This is a genomic window from Flavobacterium sp. PLA-DH12, from assembly GCF_059511845.1.
In genome coordinates this window covers 23453-50340 of record NZ_JCAMPD010000012.1, presented here as the reverse complement: position 1 = coordinate 50340, position 26888 = coordinate 23453, and the positions used below count along the sequence as shown (strand labels likewise).

General features: G+C 33.2%; 23 protein-coding genes. 13 read left to right on the top strand and 10 right to left on the bottom strand.

The features are described 5' to 3' along the window. The first annotated feature begins 16 nt into the window (after positions 1–16). The 3 genes from AC5ZCW_RS19945 to AC5ZCW_RS19935 all read left to right on the top strand — a co-directional run bounded on the left by AC5ZCW_RS19945 (position 17) and on the right by AC5ZCW_RS19935 (position 3841). Entirely contained in the window at positions 17–1864 is a 1848-nt protein-coding gene (locus AC5ZCW_RS19945) for a hydrolase/aminopeptidase (protein WP_343544330.1), read from the top strand. A 468-nt stretch (positions 1865–2332) separates the two neighbouring features. Beyond that, a complete protein-coding gene (locus AC5ZCW_RS19940; protein WP_496121414.1) occupies positions 2333–2863 on the top strand; it encodes a carboxymuconolactone decarboxylase family protein in 531 nt (176 codons plus the stop codon). Between the two features lie 99 nt (positions 2864–2962). Next, a complete protein-coding gene (locus AC5ZCW_RS19935) occupies positions 2963–3841 on the top strand; it encodes a helix-turn-helix domain-containing protein (RefSeq protein ID WP_343544332.1) in 879 nt (292 codons plus the stop codon). 70 nt (positions 3842–3911) lie between these two features. On the opposite strand, the gene AC5ZCW_RS19930 is transcribed toward AC5ZCW_RS19935, so the two are convergent. Further along, on the bottom strand, positions 3912–5153 hold the full coding sequence (locus AC5ZCW_RS19930; protein ID WP_496121413.1) for a glycosyltransferase family 4 protein: 1242 nt from the start codon (positions 5151–5153) through the stop codon (positions 3912–3914). A gap of 113 nt (positions 5154–5266) precedes the next feature. Between AC5ZCW_RS19930 and AC5ZCW_RS19925 the strand changes: the two genes are divergently transcribed. Both AC5ZCW_RS19925 and AC5ZCW_RS19920 read left to right on the top strand, forming a co-directional pair. Then, positions 5267–5848 (top strand): MiaE family protein, encoded by a 582-nt coding sequence (locus AC5ZCW_RS19925; protein WP_111379367.1) that lies wholly within the window; start codon positions 5267–5269, stop codon positions 5846–5848. Positions 5849–5902: 54 nt separating this feature from the next. After that, positions 5903–8662: an AsmA family protein gene (locus AC5ZCW_RS19920; protein ID WP_496121411.1), complete on the top strand. Its 2760-nt coding sequence runs from the start codon at positions 5903–5905 to the stop codon at positions 8660–8662. A gap of 97 nt (positions 8663–8759) precedes the next feature. Here the strand turns inward: AC5ZCW_RS19920 and AC5ZCW_RS19915 are convergent, their stop codons facing one another. From AC5ZCW_RS19915 to rplU, 3 genes are all read right to left on the bottom strand, one after another. Continuing rightward, complete coding sequence (locus AC5ZCW_RS19915; protein ID WP_496121410.1) at positions 8760–10055, bottom strand: hypothetical protein; 1296 nt, start codon at positions 10053–10055, stop codon at positions 8760–8762. A gap of 139 nt (positions 10056–10194) precedes the next feature. Then, on the bottom strand, positions 10195–10455 hold the full coding sequence (gene rpmA, locus AC5ZCW_RS19910) for a 50S ribosomal protein L27 (protein ID WP_012023622.1): 261 nt from the start codon (positions 10453–10455) through the stop codon (positions 10195–10197). A 24-nt stretch (positions 10456–10479) separates the two neighbouring features. Then, positions 10480–10923, bottom strand: a complete 444-nt coding sequence (gene rplU / locus AC5ZCW_RS19905; protein ID WP_008466656.1) for a 50S ribosomal protein L21 — start codon at positions 10921–10923, stop codon at positions 10480–10482. A 273-nt stretch (positions 10924–11196) separates the two neighbouring features. Here rplU and AC5ZCW_RS19900 point away from each other — a divergent pair, with 273 nt between their 5' ends. Together AC5ZCW_RS19900 and AC5ZCW_RS19895 are read left to right on the top strand one after the other, a co-directional pair. Continuing rightward, positions 11197–12519: a M16 family metallopeptidase gene (locus tag AC5ZCW_RS19900; protein WP_177211040.1), complete on the top strand. Its 1323-nt coding sequence runs from the start codon at positions 11197–11199 to the stop codon at positions 12517–12519. A gap of 12 nt (positions 12520–12531) precedes the next feature. Beyond that, positions 12532–14580, top strand: a complete 2049-nt coding sequence (locus AC5ZCW_RS19895; protein ID WP_496121409.1) for a M16 family metallopeptidase — start codon at positions 12532–12534, stop codon at positions 14578–14580. Positions 14581–14745: 165 nt separating this feature from the next. Here the strand turns inward: AC5ZCW_RS19895 and AC5ZCW_RS19890 are convergent, their stop codons facing one another. Then, complete coding sequence (locus AC5ZCW_RS19890; protein ID WP_343544338.1) at positions 14746–15612, bottom strand: DMT family transporter; 867 nt, start codon at positions 15610–15612, stop codon at positions 14746–14748. A 102-nt stretch (positions 15613–15714) separates the two neighbouring features. Here AC5ZCW_RS19890 and AC5ZCW_RS19885 point away from each other — a divergent pair, with 102 nt between their 5' ends. Beyond that, positions 15715–16092: a heavy-metal-associated domain-containing protein gene (locus AC5ZCW_RS19885; RefSeq protein ID WP_111379377.1), complete on the top strand. Its 378-nt coding sequence runs from the start codon at positions 15715–15717 to the stop codon at positions 16090–16092. 280 nt (positions 16093–16372) lie between these two features. Here AC5ZCW_RS19885 and gldD read toward each other — a convergent pair whose 3' ends face one another. Genes gldD through AC5ZCW_RS19870 form a run of 3 tightly spaced genes read right to left on the bottom strand, consistent with a single transcriptional unit; the run spans position 16373 to position 18697 of the window. Beyond that, positions 16373–16933: a gliding motility lipoprotein GldD gene (gldD, locus tag AC5ZCW_RS19880; RefSeq protein ID WP_343544340.1), complete on the bottom strand. Its 561-nt coding sequence runs from the start codon at positions 16931–16933 to the stop codon at positions 16373–16375. Position 16934: 1 nt separating this feature from the next. Next, entirely contained in the window at positions 16935–18230 is a 1296-nt protein-coding gene (locus tag AC5ZCW_RS19875) for a gliding motility-associated protein GldE (RefSeq protein ID WP_343544341.1), read from the bottom strand. Between the two features lie 26 nt (positions 18231–18256). Next, complete coding sequence (locus AC5ZCW_RS19870; protein WP_008466647.1) at positions 18257–18697, bottom strand: single-stranded DNA-binding protein; 441 nt, start codon at positions 18695–18697, stop codon at positions 18257–18259. A gap of 252 nt (positions 18698–18949) precedes the next feature. Here AC5ZCW_RS19870 and AC5ZCW_RS19865 point away from each other — a divergent pair, with 252 nt between their 5' ends. Then, positions 18950–19183: a hypothetical protein gene (locus AC5ZCW_RS19865; RefSeq protein WP_496121407.1), complete on the top strand. Its 234-nt coding sequence runs from the start codon at positions 18950–18952 to the stop codon at positions 19181–19183. 2 nt (positions 19184–19185) lie between these two features. Here AC5ZCW_RS19865 and mutY read toward each other — a convergent pair whose 3' ends face one another. After that, positions 19186–20220: an A/G-specific adenine glycosylase gene (gene mutY / locus AC5ZCW_RS19860; RefSeq protein ID WP_343544343.1), complete on the bottom strand. Its 1035-nt coding sequence runs from the start codon at positions 20218–20220 to the stop codon at positions 19186–19188. A 140-nt stretch (positions 20221–20360) separates the two neighbouring features. Here mutY and AC5ZCW_RS19855 point away from each other — a divergent pair, with 140 nt between their 5' ends. The 4 genes from AC5ZCW_RS19855 to AC5ZCW_RS19840 all read left to right on the top strand — a co-directional run bounded on the left by AC5ZCW_RS19855 (position 20361) and on the right by AC5ZCW_RS19840 (position 24288). Continuing rightward, positions 20361–20651, top strand: coding sequence for an HU family DNA-binding protein (locus tag AC5ZCW_RS19855; RefSeq protein WP_007805026.1), 291 nt, complete (start codon positions 20361–20363; stop codon positions 20649–20651). 377 nt (positions 20652–21028) lie between these two features. Then, the gene (locus AC5ZCW_RS19850; RefSeq protein WP_008466642.1) at positions 21029–22573 is read left to right on the top strand and encodes an Rne/Rng family ribonuclease; all 1545 of its coding nucleotides are present in this window, start codon (positions 21029–21031) and stop codon (positions 22571–22573) included. Between the two features lie 147 nt (positions 22574–22720). Further along, positions 22721–23512, top strand: coding sequence for a hypothetical protein (locus tag AC5ZCW_RS19845; RefSeq protein WP_496121405.1), 792 nt, complete (start codon positions 22721–22723; stop codon positions 23510–23512). An 11-nt stretch (positions 23513–23523) separates the two neighbouring features. After that, positions 23524–24288 carry a hypothetical protein gene (locus AC5ZCW_RS19840; RefSeq protein WP_496121404.1) on the top strand — a complete coding sequence of 255 codons (765 nt, stop codon included), beginning with the start codon at positions 23524–23526 and terminating at the stop codon, positions 24286–24288. 3 nt (positions 24289–24291) lie between these two features. On the opposite strand, the gene pbpC is transcribed toward AC5ZCW_RS19840, so the two are convergent. Beyond that, on the bottom strand, positions 24292–26667 hold the full coding sequence (gene pbpC, locus AC5ZCW_RS19835; protein WP_496121403.1) for a penicillin-binding protein 1C: 2376 nt from the start codon (positions 26665–26667) through the stop codon (positions 24292–24294). Positions 26668–26888 lie beyond the last annotated feature (221 nt).

Here is a 26888-nt window from a genome sequence, read left to right as displayed (position 1 = left end):
TTCAAAACCTCACAAAATGAAGAAACTAATTCTTGTCGCTTTATTTCTGACAGCAATTGCTTGCCAGAAAAAAGAGCAAACAGAAAAAACAGCTACTATTACAGACGAACACAGTTACTCTAAACCAGAACTTGCTGTTGCAAAACATCTTGATCTTGATATCAAAGTTGATTTTGACACGCAAACTATTTCAGGAAAAGCATCTTGGACAATTGACAACATCAGTAAAGGAAATGAAATTATTTTCGACGAAAACACTTTAGATATTACAAAAGTAACTTTAGGCGACGAAGAAAAAGAAACCAAATTCGAGCTTGGAAAAGACACGGAATTTCATGGAAAACCACTTCACATTACAATCGAGCCAAACACAACTAAAGTAAACATTTACTACAACACAACTAAAGATGGCGTTGCGTTACAATGGCTTAAACCAGAGCAAACTGCAGACAAAAAGAAACCTTTTGTTTTCTCTCAAGGAGAAAGCGTTTGGTCTAGAACCTGGATTCCGTGTCAGGATTCGCCAGGAATTCGTTTTACTTATAATGCTAAAGTTACAGTTCCTAAAGATTTATTAGCCGTTATGAGCGCTGTAAATCCGCAGAAGAAAAATGATACCGGAGTTTATACTTTCAAACAAGACAAAGCGATTCCGTCTTACTTAATGGCAATCGCAGTTGGAGATATCGAATTTAAAGCAATCGACAACAGAACTGGAGTTTATGCAGAACCATCTGTTCTAAAAAGCGCTGCTTATGAATTTGCTGAATTAGGAAAAATGGTAAATGCTGCTGAAAAATTATACGGACCATACAGATGGGGACGTTATGATGTTTTGGTTTTGCCACCAAGTTTCCCTTATGGCGGAATGGAGAATCCAAACTTGACTTTTTTAACTCCAGGAGTACTTGCTGGAGATCGTTCGCTTACAAGTTTACTAGCACACGAATTAGGCCATAGCTGGAGCGGAAACTTAGTCACAAATGCTACTTGGGATGACATTTGGTTAAACGAAGGTTTTACTACTTACGTTGAGCACAGAATTGGAGAAGCAATTTTTGGCAAAAAAGAATTTGATATGCAAAACGTTATCACCAATAAAGAATTGGTTGATAATGTTGCTGAATACGGAGATACAAATCCAGATACAAGATTAAAAGTTAGTCTGACAGGAAGAAATCCTGATGACGGAATCAGCATGATTCCTTATGTAAAAGGATATTCTTTTTTAAGAGTTATCGAAAATGCAGTTGGTCGCGATAAATTCGATCCGTTTATTAAAAACTATTTCGATTCTCATGCTTTCCAATCTATCACAACAGAAGATTTTGTAAAGTATTTAAACGAAAATCTTATCAAGGGAGACAAAGCTTTAGCAGATAAAATCCAATTAGACAACTGGATTTACAAACCAGGAATTCCATCAAACATTGTTCCTGTTAGCTCAGCAGAATTTGACGCTATTGACGCAATCCAAAAAAGCTGGAGAGAAACCGGCGTTGCAGGTTTGAGCAAAAAAATCACAACTACCGCAGAAAAACAGCATTTTATTGACCATCTTCCTGCTGATATTACCGTAAAAGAAATGGAAGCGATCGATAAAGAATTCAACTTTACTAAGGGCGGTAATTTCATCATTAAACGCCAATGGTTCGTTCAAGCAATTCGCCATCAATATAAAGCTGCCGATCCTGCAATTGAACAATTTTTAATTGGAAGCAGCAGAACTGGCTCTATCATGATGCTTTATAAAGAAATGGTTAAAACTCCAGAAGGAAAAGTTTGGGCTAAAAAAGTTTTTGATAAAGCTAAATCTGGTTATCACGCAACGACTATTCAAGATGCTGCAAGTGTTTTGAAATAGTTTTTTCAAGATTATAACTCTAAAAAGAGGCTGTTCTTTAGGAACAGCCTCTTTTTTTTACGCCTTATTTGTCATTTCTACGAAGGAGAAATCTTCACGAGAAGCTCGACAAAGATCGGATTATCATTGCGGAGTTACTCGCGAAGATTTCTCCTTCGTCGAAATGACAAGATTGTGTTAATTGTTTGCAGAATTTCTGAGTGCGATCCTTCCTTCGCCAGGATGGCAAACTACTGAAAAACAATCTTATAAAAACGAGAGTCCTAGCCCCAATAGAAGTGGAAATCCTTTTGTGCCGGGGTTCGGCACAAAAGATTGGAACGAATAGCGGGAAATAGCTCCTAAAAAACTAGCAGGGAAAATTATCCATCACATAGCGTACATTCTCCATGTTTTAAAATCTTCAATCGTCGCAACTTTGTAATGTCAAAAGACAACAACAAATAACAACTTTAAAAATTAAATAAAATGACACGATTAACAGCTTTAAACCCAGAAGAAGTAACAGGAAAAACTAAAGATTTATTCAACGCAGTTCAAGCAAAACTGGGCGTTGTACCAAACATGATGAAAACAATGGGAAATTCCCCAGCAGTTCTTGAAGGATATTTAAACTTAAGCGGAGCTTTGAGCCACGGAAAACTAAGTGCAAAAACAGGAGAATTAATCGCTCTGGCAGTTTCAGAAAGCAACTCTTGTGATTACTGTTTAGCAGCACATACTTTTATTGGAGAGAAATTAGTAAAAGCAGATCCAGCAATTTTAAAAGCAGCAAGATCAGGAAATTCTGCTGACGCGAAAACAGAAGCTATTTTACAATTGGCAAAAATATTAATCAGCAAAGGTGGTTTGGTAAATGATGAAGATGTAAACAAAGCCAAAAATGCAGGAGTTTCTGACGCTGAAATTGCAGAAACTATTGGTCATGTAGCATTAAACGTTTTAACAAACTACTTTAACAATGTAGCAAATACTGAAATTGACTTTCCTACAGTTTAATCAAAATCTACATATTCACTATAACAAAAAACAATTTATAAAGATAGCTGTGGATTTATTTCATGGCTATCTTTATACTTTCAAAAAACAAAACAATTTATGAGTTCTCAAAATGTTTTTACTTTAATCAATCCGCAGAATGGAAATTTAGCTTTTAAGATTCTTCCTTTTGAAGACAATAGTCATTTTGATCATTTGCAGCGAAACAATTATTACTCTCTAATTTGGGTAACTAAAGGAAAAGGCAAAGTAAAAGCTGATTTTGCAGAACATCATTTTGAAGAAAACTCACTTCTCGCCTTTTCGCCTTATCAGCCTTTTATGCTTTGTGTAAATGAGCCAATTGAAGGAATTGCGATTCATTTTCATCCCGATTTTTATTGCATTCACATGCATCAAAAAGAAGTTTCGTGCAATGGTGTTTTGTTCAATAATATTTATCAACCGCCGTATGTTCAGGTTACAGAACAAGCTTCGCAAACTTTTAATATGATTATTGATCAAATGAAAGCCGAAATTCAAAATGCTGAATTGGCGCAATATGAATTGCTTATTTCTTATTTGAAGATTTTTTTAATTACCGCTTCGAGATTAAAAACAGAACAATTAGAAGAAATGAAATCAGTTCCAGATTCAAAAGAACCTATAATTCTTCAAAATTTGAAAGATGCGATTGAACTGAATTTTAAAACCAAACACTCAGCTGGAAATTATGCCGAATTATTAAATATTTCTCCGAAAGCATTGGCAAAATTGTCTAAGAATTATTTCAACAAAACCTTAACCGATTTAATTTCGGAAAGAATCATTATTGAAGCTAAAAGAGAACTTTATTTAACCAACAAAACCGTCAAAGAAATTGCATACGAATTAGGTTATGAAGACGAACATTATTTCAGTCGTTTCTTTAAAACAAACGCTGATGTTTCACCTCAAATTTATCGCGAAACGGTAGGATTTGGTAAAATGGAAGCTTAGTTTAGAGTCGCAGTTTTCAGTCGCAGTCTTCAGTAACTACAGACTTGAAAACTGTGACTGAAAACTGCGACTATTTATTCTTTGCTTCAATCCATTTTGACATATACATTGTGCTTTTGAACGCATGGTGCTGGAGCAAATTACCCATAAAATTATGAAGACGATGTTTTTTTGAATCAACCAAAAGCGAATTTATCAATGAAATCAATTTATCTGAATAATCGCTTTTTTGATAGCATTTATTAATGATTTCGATTCCGTTTTTTTGTGATTGTTTCCAAAGATTTTCATTCTGGTAAAGCTCAATCGCTTTTTTAGCAAATTCAGCTGGATCATCTTCAATAAAACCATTCCAAGGCAAATTTTCATGCATAGCTTCGGAACCTATTGAAGTGGTTATACTTGGCGTTCCGCACTGCATAGCTTCTAATAATTTTCCTTTTAATCCTGCTCCAAACCGAATTGGCGCTAAAACCACTTTTGTGTTTTTTACTATTTCGTTGGCATCTTCTGCCCTTCCCATAATGTAAAAACCGTTTTTAGGCTGATGCAACTGCAATACTTTCTGCGAAGGATAAGCACCATAAACCTTCAAAACCGCTTCTGGAAAATCTTTTTTTATAGAAGGCCAAATTGCTTCTTTCAAATATTGAACGGTATTCCAATTTGGTTCATGAAGAAAATTTCCAATAAAAACAAAATCACTTCGGTTTTCAAAAGAAGGCAATTCTAACAAATCTTCTTCTTTCATTTCATCAACCAAAAAGGGAAGATAAAAAAGTAAATCTTGATTAATTTTAAAAATATCTTTCAGAATATTCATTTCAAACTCTGAAATAATCAAAGATAAATCACATCTTAAAATACTGGCAATTTCACGTTTTGCCACTTCCTCAGACAACAAATCATGAATTTCAAAATTTCGTTTTTCTTTAAAGGCTTTTTGTCTTGCAGTTCTTAAACAATGTAAATCTTCAGTATCTAGAATTCTAATTGCTTTCGGACACTTTTCAATTACTCTCCATCCAAATTGTTCTTCGACCATAAAGCGATCAAACAAGACAACATCTGGATTTAATTCGGCTACAAAATTATCAAAACTTGAAGAATTAAGTTCGATGCTTTTTTTTATTACTCCAAATTCAGACAAATCAACCATAAAATTGCTATCCTGAGCCGCACTTGCAAATGTAATTTCAAATCCATTTTCTTTGAAAATAGAAATCAATTGCATCATTCTTCCACCTGCTGCAGAAGACTTTGGCTCGGGCCAAACAAACCCAATAATTAAAAGTTTTTTGATTTGATTCATAATCTTTGTTTCATATTACAAAATAATGCTTTTTTCCGCGGATTTGCACCCAACTTCCAGATATTCGGACGTAAAAAATCACTAATTTTGCAAAATCTAAATGCTGGGAAATTATGTTGGGATTAAAATTAGCTACAGACCCTCGCTGGGTAAATATCGTTGAGTCAAATATCGAAGAAATTTTAACGGATCATGCTTGGTGCGAACAAAAAGCGGCTTCAAACGCGATTAGTATCGTTACTTACAATTCTGAAATTGAAGAATTGGTAACAGAAATGCTAGAAATTGCCAGAGAAGAACTAGAACATTTTCAGATGGTTCACAACATTATAAAGCAGCGCGGACTTACTTTAGGACGTGAACGAAAAGATCATTATGTAAATGAGCTTTTTAAATTCATGAAAAAAGACGGAAGCCGAAGAGATGCTCTGTGCGACCGATTATTATTCTCTGCAATGATTGAGGCCAGAAGCTGCGAACGTTTTAAAGTGCTTTCGGAGAATATTAAAGATGAAGAATTAGCTAAATTCTACCGAGATTTAATGATTTCTGAAGCAGGACATTATACTACTTTTTTAGGATTTGCCAGAAAATATCAAGATAACATCGACATTGATAAACGCTGGAAAGAATGGATTGAATATGAAGGTTCTATCATTACCAATTATGGTAAACAAGAAACCGTTCACGGATAAATTACGCTCTTTTTTCAACTCTATTTTTTTTTATTTAAAAAACCAAAATTCGTTATGCAAAAAAGTAAATCGAGATCAATCGTTTTTAAAATTGCGAAGTATACCGGAATAACTTTCGCAGTTATTATAGCATTACTATTTTTAACGCCTATCGTCTTTGAGGACCAGATTAAAGAACAAATAAAGAAAACAGCCAACGAAAGATTAAGCGCAGAACTGAATTATTCTGATGTTTCGGTATCATTCTTCCACCATTTCCCCTCACTCACTTTAACCTTAAACAACTTAAGCCTTAATGGCTCAGCTCCGTATACAAAAGAAAAATTCATAACCGCAAAAGAGGTTTCTTTTGGAATAAATGTGGCAAGTCTAATTTTCAGCAAATCGGTAAAAATTGATCAGATTTATTTATCGGATTCTTTTATAAATGTAAAAGTAAATGCAAACGGAGAAGCGAATTACAACATTTACAAATCGCAAGAACAAGCTTCTAAAGCCAAAGACAGCAGTGATACCGCGCTTAAACTGGAACGAATTGAAATTTTAAACAGCAAAATTGTTTATGATGATAAGTCTACTAAAGTCCATTTTGACGCATACGGATTTAACTATTTAGGAAAAGGAGATTTAAACAAAGCCGTTTTTGACTTATATTCTAAAGCAAACATCGAAAAATTAAATATTGTTTATGAAGATGAACCTTATTTAATGAATAAAAAGGTTGATGCAGATTTAATTACAAAAGTAAACATCAACTCACTTTCTTTCTTTTTTCAACAAAACAATCTAAAAATCAACCAGCTACTAGTCGATTTTAAAGGGAAATTTGATTTTTTGAAAGATGGTTATAATATGGATTTTGTAATTAAATCTGAAAACAGTAAGCTGTATGATGTTTTTACAGCGTTACCTCCAAAATATATTACTTGGCTTTCTAAAACCGAATTAAAAGGAAACACAAATCTGCTGCTGACTTTAAAAGGAAAGTATATTACTTCTGAAAATATAGCACCCGATCTAGATTTGGATGTAAAAGTAACTGATGGTTTTGTCAATTATAACAAAAGCGCATTTCCGGTTTCAAACTTAAATTTAGATGTTAAAACAACTGTTCCTTCTTTAAATCCAGATTTGGTAATTGTTGACGCAAAAAACTTATCGCTAAATATCAATCAGGATTATTTAAAATCGAAATTTTTGGTTAAAGGTGTAAACACACCAGATATTAATGCTGATTTCAAGGCCAAAATCGATCTTGAAAAACTACTTAAAGCGCTTGGAATTCCAGATATTGAACTGAAAGGAACTTTGACTGGCGACGTAAAAACAAACGGAATATTTGACCAAAAGAACAAGCGTTTTCCTGTTACAAACGGAGTTCTTAATTTGGAAAATGGATATTTAAAAACTCCATATTATCCAAATCCGATTACTGACATTACGATTAAATCGAAAATAGAAAACCAGAAAGGAACATTTGCCGACCTGAAAGTAAATTTACAGCCAACGCAATTTACTTTTGAAGGAAAACCTGTTTTTGTACAAGCCGATTTAAGCAATTTTGACGATTTGAGTTATGATGTAAAAGCCAAAGGTGAATTGGATATTAGCAGAATTTATAAAGTCTTTTCGCAAAAAGGTCTTGATTTAGATGGTTTTGTAAAAGCCGATTTAGTCTTAAAAGGAAAACAAAGTGATGCCGAAAAAGGAAATTACAGCAAATTAAACAACAAAGGAACGCTTGAGTTAAGAAATATTGGAATAGCTTCTGAATATCTTCCGAAAAAATTCATCATTAAGGAAGGAATTTTTAAAATCAATCAGGATAAAATGTCCTTCAATAATTTCCTAGCTGCATACGGGCAGTCTGATTTTAAAATGAATGGATATTTGCAAAATGTCATCAATTACGTTACCACAAATACAGGCGTTTTAAAAGGTTCTTTTAAAGTTACTTCTCGATATATCAATGTAGACGAATTCATGTCAAGCGTTGATCCAAACACACCAGTAACACAGAGTTCTACTCCTAAAACCGAAACGAAACCATCTGAAAACACTCAGACTGGTGTTATAATTATTCCAACCAATTTAAATTTACAATTATTTGCCAACGCTCAAAAAGTATATTTTGACAAATTAAATCTTCAAAATGCAACTGGAAATTTGTCTATGAAAAATGGCAAATTAACCATGCAAAATACTGGTTTTAATTTAATTGGATGCAACGTTTCCATGAATGCCAATTACCAAGCTGTAACGCCACAAAAAGCTAATTTTGATTACGCCATAAAAGCTACAGATTTTGACATCAAGAGAGCTTATAACGAGATTGAAGTTTTCAGAAAAATGGCAAGCGCTGCAGAGAAAGCACAGGGAATTGTTTCTTTAGATTATCAGTTAAAAGGCCGTTTAAATGGAAATATGGATCCTGTTTACCCTTCCCTTGTTGGAGGTGGAACTCTTTCTGTAAAAGATGTAAAAGTAAGAGGTTTGAAAATGTTTAATGCTGTAAGCAAACAAACCAATTCTGAATCTATGAAAAACCCAGATCTTTCTAAAGTTGACATCAAAACGACAGTTAAGAACAATATCATAACTGTAGAGCGCTTTAAATTTAAGTTCGCAGGCTTTAGACCAAGAATTGAAGGAACAACAAGCCTAGACGGAAAATTAAACTTAAAAATGCGTTTAGGACTTCCGCCTTTTGGCATTTTCGGAATTCCATTGACTGTAACTGGAACTCAGGATAATCCAAAAGTAAAAGTCGGTAAGAAAACGGAAGATTTGGAAGAAACCAAAGATACCGAATAAATAAAACTCTAATTCTGGAAATTCTAAATTCCAATTTTCACTATAGACCTTTGTTAAAGTTTTAAACTTTGACAAAGGTTTTTTCCTTTACAGAAAATTAGAGTATAAATATTTGTTTCGAAACATATAAAATTCCTTTACCCATAAGCCATAACAACAAAGCTAAACCAAGCAATTTCCAAGCCCAGCCTCTTCCTCTTTTCCAATCTGAGAAAAAAGAAAAAGCTTCCATATACTTTACTATTACAAATAAGGTTGATCCTATAATCGCAAACCAAATAACTTCGTTTAACTGAAAATAAAACCCGTACATAAAAACTGCACTAAGAAAAAGAAACGTTACAAATTGTATAAAATAATAGTTTCTTAAACTGTGTTTATGATTCATTTTTAATGACAAAATTAAAAATGACAGAATCAATAAACTTAGTAGAGCCGAAATAATATTACTAAAAATAAGATTTTCTTGCAGCACAAATAGTATTGTGACAACAATCGCAACAACAGTGCATGCAGCTAGAGAATTAACACTTCTCTCTCTATAATTTTCTTTATAAAAAGGAAATAAAACAGGATAAATATACTTTTCTAATGAACGCCAGAAAGGCAAAGCATAAACCGCTGCGATTGCCGACAAAACCACTTCGTAGTTATAAAAAGCATCGGTAGAAACTTTATACAATACATATAAAAGCGCAATTGCAACTATAAAAGCTGGAAAACATATTGTTTTTATGGTTTCCCAAGAATCTTTACCCCAAAAGTTATTTTCTATTTCGTAAACATATTTCTTAATCCAATATTCTTTTGTAAATAAAGCCGTAGACTGGCTCCATAACAAAAACAAGCCTAAATGTATCACTACAGTTCGTAGCACAAATTCCTCAATAATACAGCCACAAATTACACAAGCTATTCCAACTAAAAGCAATTCAATAGTCAGTAAAACTGGCGAAAACAAAATCTTTAATATCGGAGTAATATGACGAATTAAAAACTGAATGAGCAGACTCCAATACCTTTTAAACAGAGCAACAATAGCACATATAGCTATAAATGCAGAAAGATAAAACATCCAATTGGTCAGCAATTTTGTTTGCATCCACAATTGCACCGTAGAATCTTTTTGCGGTGCATATACAATATCTGAATTTAGAAAAACTTCCTTTGCTAATTCGTCTCTCAGATTATCACTTAAACGAGGAAATTCATTTTTATGCGCCTTCCAAAACTGATCTGTATTGAAACCATTATTTTTTATAACTTCAAATTCATACAAAACATTTTTCTGCTTACCATTTAGCACACTCAAATGAATGGCAACACTATCTGACATGACTTTACCGTAAGTGCTTATACAGAACAAAAGGGCAAATAGGACTATTTTTTTCAACTTATAATATTTAAGAGTTTGAAGATATCTAATTATCCTCAGTCATGCAAATACAAATTTTAACTAAACCGTCTTAAGTTAAAAACAAAAAACCCGATCTTTTCAGAACGGGTTTTTTATAAAAAGTAATCTATGATTATTATGCCTCGAATGGAATAATAGATACATAAGATTTGTTATCTCTTTTCTTTTGGAACTTAACAACTCCAGCAACTCTTGCGTGAAGAGTGTGATCTTTACTAATGTAAACGTTTTCACCTGGATTGTGTTTTGAACCTCTTTGTCTAACGATGATGTTCCCAGCAATAGCAGCTTGACCACCATAAATCTTAACGCCTAAACGTTTTGATTCTGATTCTCTACCATTCTTCGAACTACCGACACCTTTCTTGTGAGCCATGACGTATGAGTTTAAATATTGTTATTATTCTTTAGTAGTCTCTTTTTTTGCTTTTGGAGCTGCTTTTTTTGCTTTTGGAGCTGCTTCTACTTCTTCAGTAGCTGCTGCATCTTCTGCTACAACCGCTTTTTTAGCTGCTGCTTTTTTTGTTCCTCCTGCTGCAGTAATACCTTCAATTACAATTTGAGTAAGATATTGTCTGTGACCATTTCTTTTTTTGTATCCTTTTCTTCTTTTCTTTTTGAAAACGATAACTTTATCTCCTTTTAAGTGTTGTAACACTTTAGCTTCTACTGAAGCACCTTCTATAGCTGGGGCGCCTAAAGTTACATTTCCATTATCATCTAATAAAAGAACTTTGTCAAAAGAAACTTTTGAACCTTCTTCATTAGCTAAACGGTGAACATAAACCTTTAAGTCTTTGCTTACTTTAAATTGTTGCCCTGCTATCTCTACGATTGCATACATATCAAATTGATTTATTGAATTTTAAGGTTGCAAATATACAACTAATAATTTACTATGCAACCTATAAAAGCAAAAATATTTCTACCTGAAAAAACCTTGTTTTTCAAGCAGTTCTGCATATAAAACAAAATTAATTTAAAGTAAAAGATTGTTAAAATAGTGTTTATTTAAAAACAATTCTGCAATACATAACTAAAAAAAACTATTTTTGATGTAACCAAAATCAACTCTTGTCGACCTACTCTTGTTGATATTTTAAAATTATTAATCTTTATGAAAAAATCAATAATGATGTTAAGTGCTGCATTAATGCTTGGCGGAGTGGCTCATGCCCAAAAAGTAGCTTTTGAAGAATACGATTTAGACAACGGACTGCATGTCATTTTACACAATGATCCATCTGCTCCAGTTGTGATCACTTCAGTAATGTACCATGTTGGATCAAAAGATGAACGTCCCGACCGAACAGGTTTTGCACACTTCTTTGAGCATTTATTATTTGAAGGAACCCAAAACATAAAACGTGGGGAATGGATGAAAATCGTTACTGCAAATGGAGGAGTTAACAATGCTAACACATCTGATGACAGAACGTATTATTATGAAGTTTTTCCTTCTAACAGCCTAGAGCTTGGTTTATGGATGGAATCTGAAAGATTAATGCATCCTATTATAAATAAGGTGGGTGTTGACACGCAAAACGAAGTTGTAAAAGAAGAAAAAAGAATGCGTTACGATAATCAGCCGTACGGAAATATTCTGGCAGAGGTTAAGAAAAACATGTTCAAAAACCACCCTTACAGATGGACAACTATTGGTTCCATGAAAGATTTGGACGCCGCAACTCTTGAAGAATTTCAGGCATTCAATAAAAAATTCTATACACCAAACAATGCTGTTTTGGTTGTTGCTGGGGATTTCGAAAAAGCAAAAACAAAAGAATGGATTCAGAAATATTTTGGACCAATTCCAAAAGGTGAAGAAGTTAAAAAACAAACTTTTACAGAAGAACCAATCACACAAACCATTAAAGCTACTTATGAAGATCCGAACATTCAGATTCCAATGATTGTTGCCTCATACAGAACACCTTCAATGAAAACTAGAGACGCCAGAGTTTTAGACCTAATTTCATCTTATTTAAGTGATGGAAAAAGCTCTAAACTTTACAAAAAAATAGTTGACGACAAAAAAATGGCGCTACAGATTGGTGCTGTAGGATTTAGCCAAGAAGATTATGGAACGTATATTCTTTACGGTCTGCCAATGGCTCCATACACAATTGATGATATTTTAAAAGAAATAGATGAGGAAATTGTAAAAATACAAACCGATCTTATTTCTGAAAAAGATTACGAAAAATTACAAAACAAATTCGATAACAATTACGTAAATGCCAATGCAAGCGTAGAGGGAATTGCAGAAAATCTAGCTTCTTACTATCTTCTGTATGGCGATGTCAATTTAATCAATACTGAAATTGACATCTATCATTCTATTACAAGAGAAGAAATCAGAGAAGTTGCTAAGAAGTATTTGAACCCGAATCAGCGTTTGATTTTAGATTATATTCCGACAGCCAAATCTCAAAACTAAGAATATCGAATCATGAAAAAAATATATACTTTTTTAATCCTTATTTTCCTAACTGGAATTATGCAAGCACAAGATCGTCCACAACCCAAACCAGGAAATGCCCCAGTAGTCAACATCAAAAAACCGCAGACCTTTGTTTTATCAAACGGAATGAAAGTTTTAGTTGTTGAAAACCACAAATTACCTAGAGTGAGCTACACGCTTACTTTAGACAATGCTCCATTTACTGAAGGCAATAAAAAAGGGGTTGACGAATTGACCAGCAGTCTGATTGGAAATGGAACAAAAAAAACAACTAAAGAAGCTTTTAACGAAGAAATTGATTTTTACGGAGCTAATATCAATTTTACTTCTCAAGGTGCTTATGCTAGTACATTATCAAAATATTCTGGACGTGTTTTAGAACTTTTGGCAGAAGGTGCTTTACAGCCAAATTTCACTCAAACAGAATTCGATAAAGAAAAAGCAAAACTTTTAGAAGGTTTAAAGGCCGATGAAAAAAGCGTTCCTGCCATTTCAAACAGAGTGGTTGATGTTTTAGCATTTGGAAAAAACCATCCTAACGGAGAATATCTTTCTGAAGAAACTGTAAAAAACGTAACGCTTGCAGATGTTCAAAACAATTACAACACTTATTTTGTTCCTGAAAATGCTTATTTGGTCGTTATTGGCGATGTTAAATTTAAAGAGGTTAAAACGGCTGTTGAAAAACTTTTCAGCGGATGGAAAAAACAAAGTGCTCCAAAAAACACTTATCCAAATCCTACAAATCCTTCAAATTTGCAGATTGATTTTGTAGATGTTCCAAACGCAGTTCAATCTGAAATCTCATTGGTAAATACTTTAAATTTAAAAATGAGCGATCCAGATTTTTTCCCAGCGGTTATTGCTAATCAAATTCTTGGAGGTGATTTCAACAGTTATTTAAACATGAATCTTCGTGAGCAGCACGCTTGGACATACGGAGCCAACTCAAGTATTGGAAGCGGTAAATATGTAACTAAATTTAAAGCTTCTTCGGCTGTTAGAAATACAGTTACAGATAGTGCAGTTGTTCAGTTTGTAAAAGAAATTAAACGAATTAGAACCGAAAGAGTTGATCCAGAAGTTTTAAGAAACGTAAAAGCAGGTTATATAGGAAGATTTGTAATGCAGGTTGAAAAACCTCAAGCTGTTGCACGTTATGCGCTAAACATTGAAACAGAAAAACTTCCTGCAGATTTCTACGAAAAATACATTCAAACCATCAATAATGTTACTGCTGACGATATTTATCGCGTTGCTAACAAATACTTTTTATTGGATAATATGCGTATTGTAATTGTCGGAAAAGGTTCTGATGTACTTCCTGGATTAGAAAAACTGCAGATTCCGATTTCATATTTCGACAAATATGGAAATCCAGTTGAAAAACCTTCAACAAAAAAAGAAGCACCAAAAGATATTAGTGCAAAAACAGTTTTCGAAAACTACATCAATGCCATTGGCGGAGAAAAAGCAGTTTCAGCCGTAAAAACATTATACATGAACGGTTCAACAACAATTCCGCAGGCTCCTACTCCATTAACTTTTACTTCTAAATTAGACTCTAAAGGAAAAATGATGGTTTCACTTTCTATGGGAACAATGAATTTAATGAAACAGGTAGTTAATGAAAAAGGCGCATATGTTGAACAGCAAGGCCAGAGAAAAAACCTTGAAGGTGAAGATTTAGCCGAAATGAAAGCTAATGCAGCTCCATTTGAAGAACTGCAACTTGTAAAAAGAACTGATCTTAAAGTAGAAGGAATCGAACCAATCAATGGAAGCGATGCTTACGTAATTAAAGATGGTAAAACAAAATATTATTACGACGTTAAATCAGGCCTAAAAACTGCCGAATCTAAAGTTCGCGAGCAAGGCGGAAAATCAGTTGAACAAATCACTAATTTCAATGATTACAAAGAAGTAAAAGGTGTTAAAGTTCCTTTTAACTTAGTTCAGAATGTTGGTTTTGAATTAGACATCAAAATGTCTGATATTAAAATTAACGAAGGAGTTTCTGAGAAAGATTTTCTTTAAGATGCTAAGGTTCTGAGATACTAAGCCACTAAGTTCTTAAGTGTTTAATATTTTAAGGCTTTGTCAAAGTTTGAAACTTTGACAAAGCTTTTTTATTTACTAGGCTTTGTCAAGTTGAGCGGAGTCGAAAGCCATTCATAACTTATAACTCATAACTCAAAAAAATCACTTCTTAGCCGACAAATAAACCCCAATCAAAATAATAAAAGCACCTACAGATTGAATTGGTGTCAGGAATTCGTTATCTAACAATCCCCAGAAAAATGCTACGATCGGAATTAAATATGTTACTGATGTTGCAAAAACAGGCGATGACATTTGAATCAGTTTAAAGAAAAGAATATTGGCAATTCCAGTTCCAAGAACACCTAAAATAGCCACAAAAAGTATAGAATACTGCGTTTCTGCAAAATGTATTTTTTGGCTAATATCGGTTGTACTTAAAATGATTAATGCCGGCAAAAGCAAAACCGCAAAATTTCCTGTTGTGATACTTACAGAATTTAAATCATGCAAATACTTTTTAATCAAATTTACGTTGATCGCATAACTAAGCGTTGCAATAACCACCAATAAAACATAAAGATAATTTTGAGTTCCGCTTGCAGAATCGCCGCTTAAAACCAAAAGCAGACAGCCTACAAGTCCGACAAAAACGCCCAAAACTTGTCGTTTTTGAAACTGAATTCCAAACGCTATAATTCCTAAAACTAAAGTATTTAAAGGTGTTAACGAATTTAAAATCGCTACAACAGAACTATTTACTTGGGTTTCGGCAATAGCAAAAAGATACGCTGGCATAAAAGTTCCAAAAAGCGAAGTTATAGCAACAAATTTCCATTGACGGCGCGAAATCTTCTTTAAACTATTAAAACCTACAATCAGCAAAAACAAAGCAGCAAAAATAATTCGGAACGATCCTACCTGAACAGCGCTTAAGCCTATCAATCCTTTTTTTATCAGAATAAAAGAACTTCCCCAAATAAGAGAAAGAATAGTTAAGTAAATCCACTTTAACTGTTTTGTTTCCATAAATCGCATTTTACTGCAAATTTGTAATTATTTTACGAACTAAGCATTCTCTTTTTATTAATTTTGCAAGAATCTTATTCGCAATTTTTAAATTTATATATAATGAAAATTTCAAAAATCTTATTCGCTGCAGCAATCGCTGGTTTAGTATTTGTTGGCTGTAAAAAAGCAGAAGACAAAAGTCTTGAAGTGGTAAATAAAGAAAAAAGTGCTCCAAAAGAACACAAACCAATCGCAGCTGAAAATCTTCAAACTGCAAGTTTTACCATTGACGGAATGACTTGCGCTGTTGGATGCGCTAAAACCATTGAAGAAGAATTAGCCAACCTTGACGGAGTTGAAAAAGCAACTGTCGATTTTGACAAGAAAACAGCAACGGTAAGTTTTGACAAAACAATTCAAAACTCAGAATCTTTGACAAAAGTGGTTCAAGAAACTGGAGACGGAAAAACATATAAGGTTTCGAACTTTAAGTCTTAAACAAACCTATTAACATCATAAATAATAAAAACAGGCTGTCTCAAAAGGGCAACTTTTTTGTTGGGTGAAACATTCTTTATTGATAAAACCCCAGCGGGGTAAAATATTTATAGAATCACGATAATGCAAATAAAAAAAGCTCCGCAGGAGTGACATATTTAGGTTGTATTAAAATATGTCACTCCTCCGGAGCTTTATGCTGTAAACATTTTACCCTTTACTATAAATATTTCGCTTCTCTGAAGCTCATAAAAAACATCCTTTTGAGACAGCTTGTTTTTTATTTCCATTTTAATGTTTCCATCAAACGCTGCATATCGTTTTTAACATAACTCGCCGCAGGCATAATCGAATCAAAGTTTGGTTTTGCATAAAAATACATCGAACCAATTAAAAAATGTTTTGTACTGTCGGTAACGTAGAACTGAGAGTTTGTAGCTGCATTTCCGTCTACTTGGTAAAACATTCCATATACTTTTTTCTGTGGATTTAAGTACGGCTGTTCCAGAATATCATCAGCTTTAATAACATGCTCGTACGTTAGTTTTTGAGCATCGCGTAGTAATTTATCAATATTGCCATTTACTGGCTTGTACGTCAAATAAATGGTCGCTTTCATCTTTGGATAAGTAATTGCAAAACCGCATTCTTTTTCTCCTTTTATAATAGCATCCTCATTCATTTGAAAAGTAAACGGACAAGTGTTTTCAAAATTCACATATTTTGCTTCTGGATAATCTAATCGCAGATAACTCGCTGGTTTTGGCAAAACATCATTTTTACAGCTTATAACCGTTAGCGCAAGCAAAATTGCCGATATTGAAAGTATTTTATTAAGCATTTTAATTTATGGTTACTTTTATTTGTTTTACACGCTTTTTATCAACTGTTTCCACGGTGAAAATACAGTTTTCGAAAGGTATTTTTTGATCTTTCTTCGGGAAATTACCTAAAATCTCCAGAATAAATCCAGCTAATGTTTCGGCTTCACCTTTGTGGGCTTCAAAAACATCTTCGTCAACATCTACAATTCTGTAGAAATCTTTCAGGTTTATTTTTCCTTCAAAAAGAAAATTATTTTCATCTATTTGCGAGAAGTTCAAATTTTCATCATCAAATTCATCACTAATATCACCAACAATTTCCTCAATAACATCTTCTAAAGAAACCAATCCCGAAGTTCCGCCATATTCATCAACTACAATTGCTAAGTGACTTTTCAAGCTTTGAAAATCCTTTAATAGATTATCTAGTTTTTTATTCTCAGGAACAAAAAACGCTTCTCTAATTAAAGAAGTCCAGTCAAATTCTTCTTTATCAATATGAGGCAATAAGTCTTTTACAAAAAGTACACCTTCAATCTGATCAATATTATCTCGATAAACCGGAATTCTCGAAAAACCTGTTTCTATTATTTTAGGATAAATTTCTTGAAATGTTTCTGATATTTCCAATGCAAAAATATCAATTCTTGGACTCATTACCTGTTTTGTATCGGTATTTCCAAAAGAAACAATTCCTTCCAAAATCTTTTGTTCTTCTGTTGAAGTTCCTTCCGAATCTGTAAGTTCCAATGCCTGAGAAAGTTGATTGACAGAAAAATTGCTTTTTTGCTTTCCTAATTTATTTTGAAAATATATCGTAACAGCACGCATTGGCAAACTGATCGGAGTAAGCACTTTGTCTAAAAATGCCAATGGATAAGCAACACGTTTAGCAAAACGAACGCTATTTCTGCTTGCATAAACTTTAGGAAGCACTTCGCCAAATAGTAAAATAAGAAAAGTAACCAAAATCACTTCGAGCGTAAATTTAAAAGCTGGCGAACTTACATTGGCAAAAATATTCTGTCCCAAGTAAGCAAATAAGATTACTACACCAATATTAAAGAAGTTATTGGCAACCAATAATGTAGCGAGAAGCTTTTTAGGCTTCTCTAATAAATTTGAAATAATTTTTCCTTTTGCAAGATTATCGTTTAAAGTCTCATCTATGTCTTGCTGTGATAAAGAAAAAAGAGCAACTTCAGCTCCTGAAACAATTGCTGAAAGAAATAACAAAATAAATATTCCGACGAAACCAATAATTAGATTGGCGTCAAGATTGGTAGAAAAAAGTAAACTGGGCTCTGGGTCCAAATTGCATAAAATTAGTTAGACATCTATTAGAAAGGCAGATCATTAATCGGAAGCCCTTCATTAGCAGCATCAAAGTTAGTATTTTTTGCTGACTCTACATCTTGGTTTTGTTTTGTATATGCAGTTTCTTTTTTGGTAGTCAGAAAAGTAAACTCTGTAACTTGAATTTCTGTAGTATATTTTGTCGTTCCATCTTCTGTCTGCCACTGACGAGATTTTATTCTTCCCTCGACATAAATTTTATCTCCTTTAGAAAGATATTTTTCGCAAATTTCTGCAGCTTTATTACGCACAACCAAATTATGCCATTCTGTAGAAGTAATCTTTTCGTTGGTCGTTTTATTGATATACACCTCATTGGTAGCCAGTTGAAAACGTCCGATGCAGTTTCCTCCATCAAAATAATGCATCTTTACATCATCGCCCAAATGGCCAATAAGCATCACTTTATTTAATGTTCCGTTCATAGTTTTTGGTGGTATTTCTCCCAAAGATACATTTTTTTAGCAATTTATTTCTTGCTTTTCTTAATTTATATATCCAGATTTTTATTTTATTATATACTCTATATTTCCTAGCCTAATTGACTAATAATTTACTTTTGATAAATTATTCCGTTCATTTATGTACAAATCTTCTAAAACTTATCAAATTCAATTAATTATATTTTAGTATTTTTCTTACTTTTACAGAACTGTATTTTTATTAAAATTTTATTTATGAATTACGAATTTAACAGCCATCAATCCGAAAAAGATCTACATCCTATTTTAAAAATACTATCATTTTTAATTCCCTTATTAGGCATTTTAATTTATTTAAAAAAAAGAAATGCACAACATAAAGCAGCGTCCTCGGCTTGCGAAATGGCTATTGGTGGTTTTTTCTTTTTTATATTTTTAAAAATGCTTCTATACGCATATGAGACAAGAAACGGATACTTTTTTAAATGAAATTATTGCTTTTCTATAAAATTATATATCGCAATAGGAAAAGGAAAAGTTTTTAATTTTTGAGAATCCACTCCGTTTTTAATTTCCTCTTTTACTTTAATTTTCCAGAATTGTATGTGCAGGTGCTGATGCGAAAGTTTATGTATCAAGGTCGATTCGCTGTAATCCTCTATACTTATAATGGTATAATCTGAAAAAATTTCGTTCTTAGCTTTTTTAGAAACCAAATCAAAATCGGCAATAGTTTCTGTTTCTAACAAAGGAAACTCATATAAATTATGCCAGATTCCTTTTGCCGTTCTTTTTTGAATTAGCGTATTCCCTAAAACATCTTCTAAAATCAAATAATTAAAGTAACGATTGCTTACTTTAAGTTTTTTAGATTTCACGGGAAGCATATTTACTTTTCCTTTTTGCAATGCGGCGCAGCTTTCGTTAAAAACGCAAATAGAACAATCAGGACTTTTGGGCACGCATTGCAACGCACCAAACTCCATTATCGACTGATTAAAAATTGCAGGATTATCTTTAGGCATTAATTCCTCAGCCAAGGCTGCAAACTCTTTTTTGGTTGCCAGAAGTGCAATATCAGACTCAATATCAAAATAACGCGACAATACCCGAAACACATTTCCATCTACTACAGGAACCGATTCGTTATAAGAAAAAGAAGCAATTGCTGCTGCAGTGTATTCTCCAACTCCTTTTAGTTTTAAAAGTTCTTTATAAGAATCAGGAAAAACACCATTTAAATCATTACTTATATATTGAGCTGTTTTATGAAGATTTCGCGCACGAGAATAATACCCCAAACCTTGCCAAAGCTTCAAAACTTTCTCTTCTGAAGCATCTGCTAAATCTTTTACTGTAGGAAATTCTTTGGTAAATGAAAAAAAATAGGGCATTCCTTGCGCAACTCGTGTCTGCTGAAGCATAATTTCTGAGAGCCAAATTTGGTACGGATCGACCGTTTTTCGCCACGGTAAATCACGCTTGTTCTGTAAATACCATTTTATCAATATGTTATAAAAATCCATTGCAAAATACTTAGATTGCAAAAGTAAATGTTTATGTAATTAAAATTTAACGAATTAGCTTGATTAATTATTTTTTTAATTCCTATATTTGCAAACTCAAAAAAATAGTACACCATTTATAAAATAAAATAGGAAAGAAAATGACGAAAGCAGATATCGTAGCGAAGATTTCAGAGAAACTAGGTCTTGAAAAAGGAGACGTTCAAGCAACAGTAGAAACTTTTATGGAAGAAGTTAAGACTTCTTTAGAAACTGGAGACAATGTATACCTTAGAGGTTTCGGTAGTTTTATCGTTAAAACTAGAGCTGAAAAAACTGGAAGAAACATTTCTAAAAACACTACTATTAAAATTCCAGCACACAACATTCCTGCGTTTAAACCTGCAAAAGTTTTTGTAGAAGGGGTTAAAACAAACAACGAAGCAAAATAATATTAATTAACATAAATCGACACAATATGCCAAGTGGTAAAAAAAGAAAGAGACATAAGGTAGCTACTCACAAACGTAAAAAAAGAGCGAGAGCTAACCGCCACAAAAAGAAAAAGTAGTTTTAAACTACTTTTTTCTTTTTAAACGTTCATTGAAATTGAAGATTAGTGTTCAGTCATCAGATTTTAGTATTCAGTTTACTGATTACTTAGAACTGCAAACTGCCTGCTGATTTTCCCCGGGTTCAATACCTGTTAAAAATATTGTTTAATCCATCCTTGTAGAAGTTGATGGTTTTTGGTTTTTGGTTTTTGGTTTTTTTACCAACAACTATCAACAAACAACCGACAACCAATTCACGGATAAAAATTTACAGTGTGAATAAAGAATTAATCATTAGATCTAGTTCTGAAGCAGTAGATTTTGCCTTATTAAAAGATGGAAAACTAATTGAATTACACAAAGAAGAAGAAAAAAGCAACTTTCAGGTTGGTGATATTTTTATTGCCAAAATCAGAAAACCAGTTGCCGGACTTAATGCTGCTTTTGTAAATGTAGGCTTCGAAAAAGATGCCTTTTTACATTATCACGATTTGGGTCCAAATCTAGCTTCTCAGCTGAAATTCATAAAACTTGTAAGCGCAGGTAAATTAAAAGATTTCTCCCTAAAAACCTTTCAGTTTGAAAAAGAGATTGACAAAGATGGCATCATTACTGATATTTTAAGTGCCAATCAATCTGTCTTAGTTCAAGTAGTTAAAGAGCCGATATCGACCAAAGGTCCAAGAATAAGTGCTGAGCTTTCTCTTGCCGGAAGATTTATCGTTCTAGTTCCTTTTTCTGATCGTGTTTCTATTTCTCAAAAAATAGAAGACAAAAAAGAAAAGGATCGTCTAAAAAAACTTGTTCTATCGATCAAACCTAAAGGATTTGGTGTTATTGTTCGTACAGTAGCCGAAGGCAAAAACGTAGCCGAATTAGAAAAAGATTTGCAGAACCTGCTAGGCAGATGGTCTGCAATGTGTAAAAAATTACCAACTGCTCATCATCCATCAAAAGTATTAGGAGAGCTTAACAGAGCTTCTTCGATATTAAGAGATGTATTCAATGATACCTTCAGCGGTATTCAAATAGATGATGAAGAGTTGTACCATCAAACGAAGGAATATCTGCAAGAAATTGCTCCTTCAAAACAATCGATTGTTAAGTTTTATCAATCAAATGACACCCCAATTTTCGAGAAATACAATATAGAGAGACAAATCAAAACTTCTTTTGGCCGAACTGTTTCCATGAGTAAAGGTGCTTATCTTATTATAGAACACACTGAAGCTCTACACGTTATAGACGTAAACAGCGGAAACCGTTCCAATAAAGCAACCAACCAAGAAGACACTGCCATGGAAGTTAATATGATTGCCGCTGCAGAAATCGCAAGACAACTTCGTCTTCGTGATATGGGTGGTATAATCGTAGTTGATTTTATCGATATGTCTAATCCTGAAAATAGGAAAGTTTTGTTCGACTTCTTGCGAGAAGAAATGAGCGACGATAAAGCAAAACATAAAATATTACCGCCGAGTAAATTTGGTTTGGTCCAGATTACAAGACAGCGAGTAAGACCAGAAGTTAATATCAAAACCAGAGAAGAAGATCCTAACAAACATAATGGTGAAATCGAAGCTCCCATTTTAATCATTGATAAGATCACCGCTGATTTAGAAAGACTTTTAAAAACCCACAATAAAGTTGTGCTTAACACACACCCATTTGTGGCTGCATACCTCAGTAAAGGTTTTCCATCATTACGTTCAAAATGGTTTTTTGAACATAAGAAATGGGTGAAAATCATACCTCGTGACGCTTACACGTATTTAGAATACCATTTCTACGACAAAAAAGGAAATGTTATTACAGAATAAAAAACTAAACCGCCTTTCGAAAGATTGGCGGTTTTTTTGTGCCTTTTCGCAAAATATTTTCATGTCTTATAATGGCACAAAAAAAACTTCTTACAACCATGTCTTTCTTGACTGTGAAGTATGTTTGCTAAATTTCAATCGAATTTTATGACAATCACAACAAGTCTTTTTTCGCTATTTAAAACAAAAAAAATCAATCGCTTATTGACTATCCTTTTTTTGCTTTCTTTAAAACTATCTGCTCAAAATGATACTATTTTCTTTAATTCAGCTTGGAAAACAACTGTTAAAGACTCAGCTGTTTATTACAGACTAAAGCCAGTTAAAATAAAAACAAAAAAAGCTGTTGGACGAAAAATACAATATGCAGATTCTCTTTATATTATTAAAGATTACTACATAAAAAATAATGCTCTACAATTCAAAGGCTACACAAAAGATACAGAAGGAAACAATAATGTTGGAAAAGCCAAATGGTACAAAGAAGACGGAACAGTTCTTTACTCAAGAGATTTCAGCAAACCAGCTCCCGGCACATTTAGAGTTCCTAGTCCGCCAATCACTTATATAAATTATAGCATTGCTGATAAAAGTCTTCTAACTGCAGGTTATGAATTTTGTTTGGACTGTCAAACTCCTAAAAAATTATTTTTAGGTCTTGGATACGGCGTTACTAATAGTTATAACGGACAATATTATGGTCTGCCCGATCTTCATCTATCTTATAATGTCTCTATTTTATTTGCAAAAATTGGAACAACACACAAAAATAGTTATCTATTAGGCGGATTAACATTAATGAATTTCATAGATTTAGGATTTGGATATTCATTACCGTATACCCCAGACAAAGCTCCAGCATTTGAAGGATTTACGATGAGTCTTAATTTAAGATTTACAAGAAACAGAAAAGTTTACAGCCAATTTATAGGATATTAAACAATTTAAAAATGAAAACATACGTTATCATAGTTGTCATTCTATTATTTTCAATTAAAATAACAGCTCAAAACGACACAATTTATTTTAATAAAAATTGGAAATTGAGTAACAAAGAAACAGCTTTTTATTACCGAATTAAACCTGTAAAAATAAACACAAAAAAAGCCGTTGGATACAAAATAGAAAAAGTCGATTCTCTTTTTGTAATTAAAGATTATTATCTAGACAATAATCAGTTACAATTTCAGTGCTATTCAAGTGACCATGAAGCTAAATACTTAATTGGCAAAGCTGAATGGTTTAATGTTGATGGAAAAATGATTGACGCCAACAATTTTAATTACAAGAAAAACACTAATAACTCAAAATTTAAAATTCCAGAATGGCCTATCCTATATTTGAATTATTCAATTGCTAATAAAAGTCTCTTTACGGGTGGTCTTGAATTTTGCCTAACTCAAAGCAAAAACAAACTCTTTTTGGGTGCGGGATATGGAATTACTAATAGCTATGATGGTAACTATTATGGTCTTCCAGATGTACATTTATCATATAATTCAGAATATCTTCTGTTTATAAAAGCTGGCGGCTCCTCTAAGAATGCTTATGCAGTAGGCGGTTTAACCGTATTTAATATGATAGATTTAGGCTTAGGATATTCGTTTCCATACAATAAAGAAAAGATTCCAACTTATGAAGGATTTACAGCTTCAATCTCATTTCGATTTACTAAAAATAAAGATATTTATACAAAACTCAATATCATACAATAAACTCTAATCCCTTACAATTTCAATTTTCCTTCTAATTTCATTTCCACTAGCATCTACAACTGTTATGTAATGTGTTCCAGTTCTGGGAGTAATTGGCAATTCATGAAATGTTTTTGTTGTTGCTTTATAAACATCATCTACATACCAAAACAATTCTTTATCTCTTTCAGAATAAGCTACTTTTAAAATCACTGGCTGAACATTGCTGTTAAAATCTTTTGTTAAGTAGATTTTGCTGTTTGCTTTTGGATAAATAAAATCCATTGTAGTGGTTTGCGTTCCTTCGCAACCCTCTTTGAATGGAGGAAGCGGCAAATATTCGATATGCTGACTTTTGTAATACCATGCCATAACAGGAGGCAAAACAAACCAATTTTTAGTCACAATATTTTCTACGCTTTCACAACTGCTGTTGACCTGAAATTGTTCTGCCTTATCTAAATGAATTGTTCTGTGATATGGACAAACTTTAGTCGTTTTTCCTTTTTTAGCAACCCATTGCTTAATTTTCGGACAATTGTCTTTTGCCAAATAACCACTTAAACGGCAAACCTCAACTTCGGCTAAATCATTATACGGAGTATCAAACCATCTTTGCCTTGGAAGTAAATTAAAAACGTCAAATAAAATTGGCGCTGCGCTGGTTACTCCTGTTAAGGTTGGTCTTCCTTCTCCCGTCGCATTTCCTACCCAAATTCCGACCACATATTTTGAATTGGTTCCAATAGCCCAAGCGTCACGATTCCCAAAGCTCGTTCCTGTTTTCCATGCAATTTTAAGAGAACTGTCATAAAATTTCCAAGCTTCATCTCCTTCTGGCCTATTCACCTCTTCCATTGCATTATACGTTAACCAAATTGATCCAGCGCCCAAAATATTCTTCTGATCGGTTTCTGATCCAAAATCGGGCTTAAAATCGTTTTTGTAGTTAAGTTCGGTAAATTCATTAGTTCGATACTTGCTCTTATTTTTAGTATAATAATTGATCGTTGATGAAAGATTTGCATATGTTCGACATAAATCCCACAAATTACTTTCAGCACCTCCCAAAATCAGAGACAAACCATAATGATCAGGAGTTTTATTGATGTTTTTTAATTTGAATTTCTGTAATTCTTCATAAAACTTGTTTACAGTAAATTCCTGAAGCATCAAAACCGCAGGAATATTCAACGAACGTGATAAAGCGCGATGTGCTGGAACAGCACCATCAAACGTCAGATTAAAGTTTTGCGGTGTATATCCTGAAATCTGTGTTGGAATATCGGCTACTAAAGTATTCGGCAGCAATTCGCCATCATCGAGCATTGCGCCGTATAAAAGCGGTTTTAAGATACTTCCAGTACTTCTTGGCGCATCAATAATATCAACATCTTTTTGATGATCCGAATCTGCTGGAGAATTCCCAACATAGCTCATTACGTTTCTATTATGAACATCGATTACTAAAATAGCTAAATTATGAACTTCATTCTGCTTGTACTGATTGTAATAATATCTCGCAATTTGATTGACACGATTTTGTAAAGCATAATCAATTGTAGTTTTTACTCTTGTTCCTTCTTCATTTTTCGCCACTCTCTGCAACAAATGCGGTGCTATTTGAGGAAGATTGTATGGCTTTTGAGGAAGAGCTTCTTCTATAGATAGTTCGTACGTCTGTTTGTCTATTATTCCTTCCTGATGCAGTTTTAATAAAAGGCGGTTTCTTTTATTCAATAATTTTATTTGATTTTTTCCAGGATAAATTAAACTTGGCGCATTCGGCAAAACTGCCAAAACTGCATTTTCTGCCCAAGACAATTGATTGGACTGAACACCAAAATAACGCCATGAAGCCATTTCTAATCCCACAACATTTCCTCCAAATGGCGCATGTGCAGCGTACATTTCAAGAATTTCATTTTTAGAATAACCTAACTCTAATCTTGTAGCGAGAATAATTTCTATTATTTTTTCGAAATAGGTTCTATTTTTTCCTTTACGGGAAAGTCTGATTACTTGCTGAGTCAATGTACTTCCGCCTCTGATAACTTTTCCTGCTTTTCTATTTTGTTTAAAAGCATTAATCATCGCGCCGGGATTAAAACCGGGATGTTTATAAAAATATTCGTCTTCAAAATAAACAATACATTTCTTGAATTTATCAGGAACGCTGTCCTGAGCTGGAAAACGCCATTGCCCATCTCGTGCAATTTTAGCCCCGAGGAGTTCTCCTTCTTTACTTTCTATAACGGTAGAGTATGGTTCTTTGAACAAAGTTCGAGGTATTGAAAAATAGTAAATCAGCAAGAGCAGAAATGCAATTGCTGATTTAATCTTATTTCTTTTTATCCAGTTTATGATGCGTTGAAGAAACGCTTTTATTTTATTTTTCAATCCTTATTTTTTTAACCGCAAAGACGCAAAGATTTACGCAATCCCGACAGCTATCGGGACACAAAGTTTTTTCTCGCAGATTCAGGAAATCTTATATTATCTACTTGATCTGCAAAATCTGCGGGAAACATTTTTTGCTAAGTTCTCAAAGTTTTTTTGCCACAGCTTAAAGAATTAAAAAAGATTTTAAAATCTGTGCTAATCTGTATAATCTGTAGCAA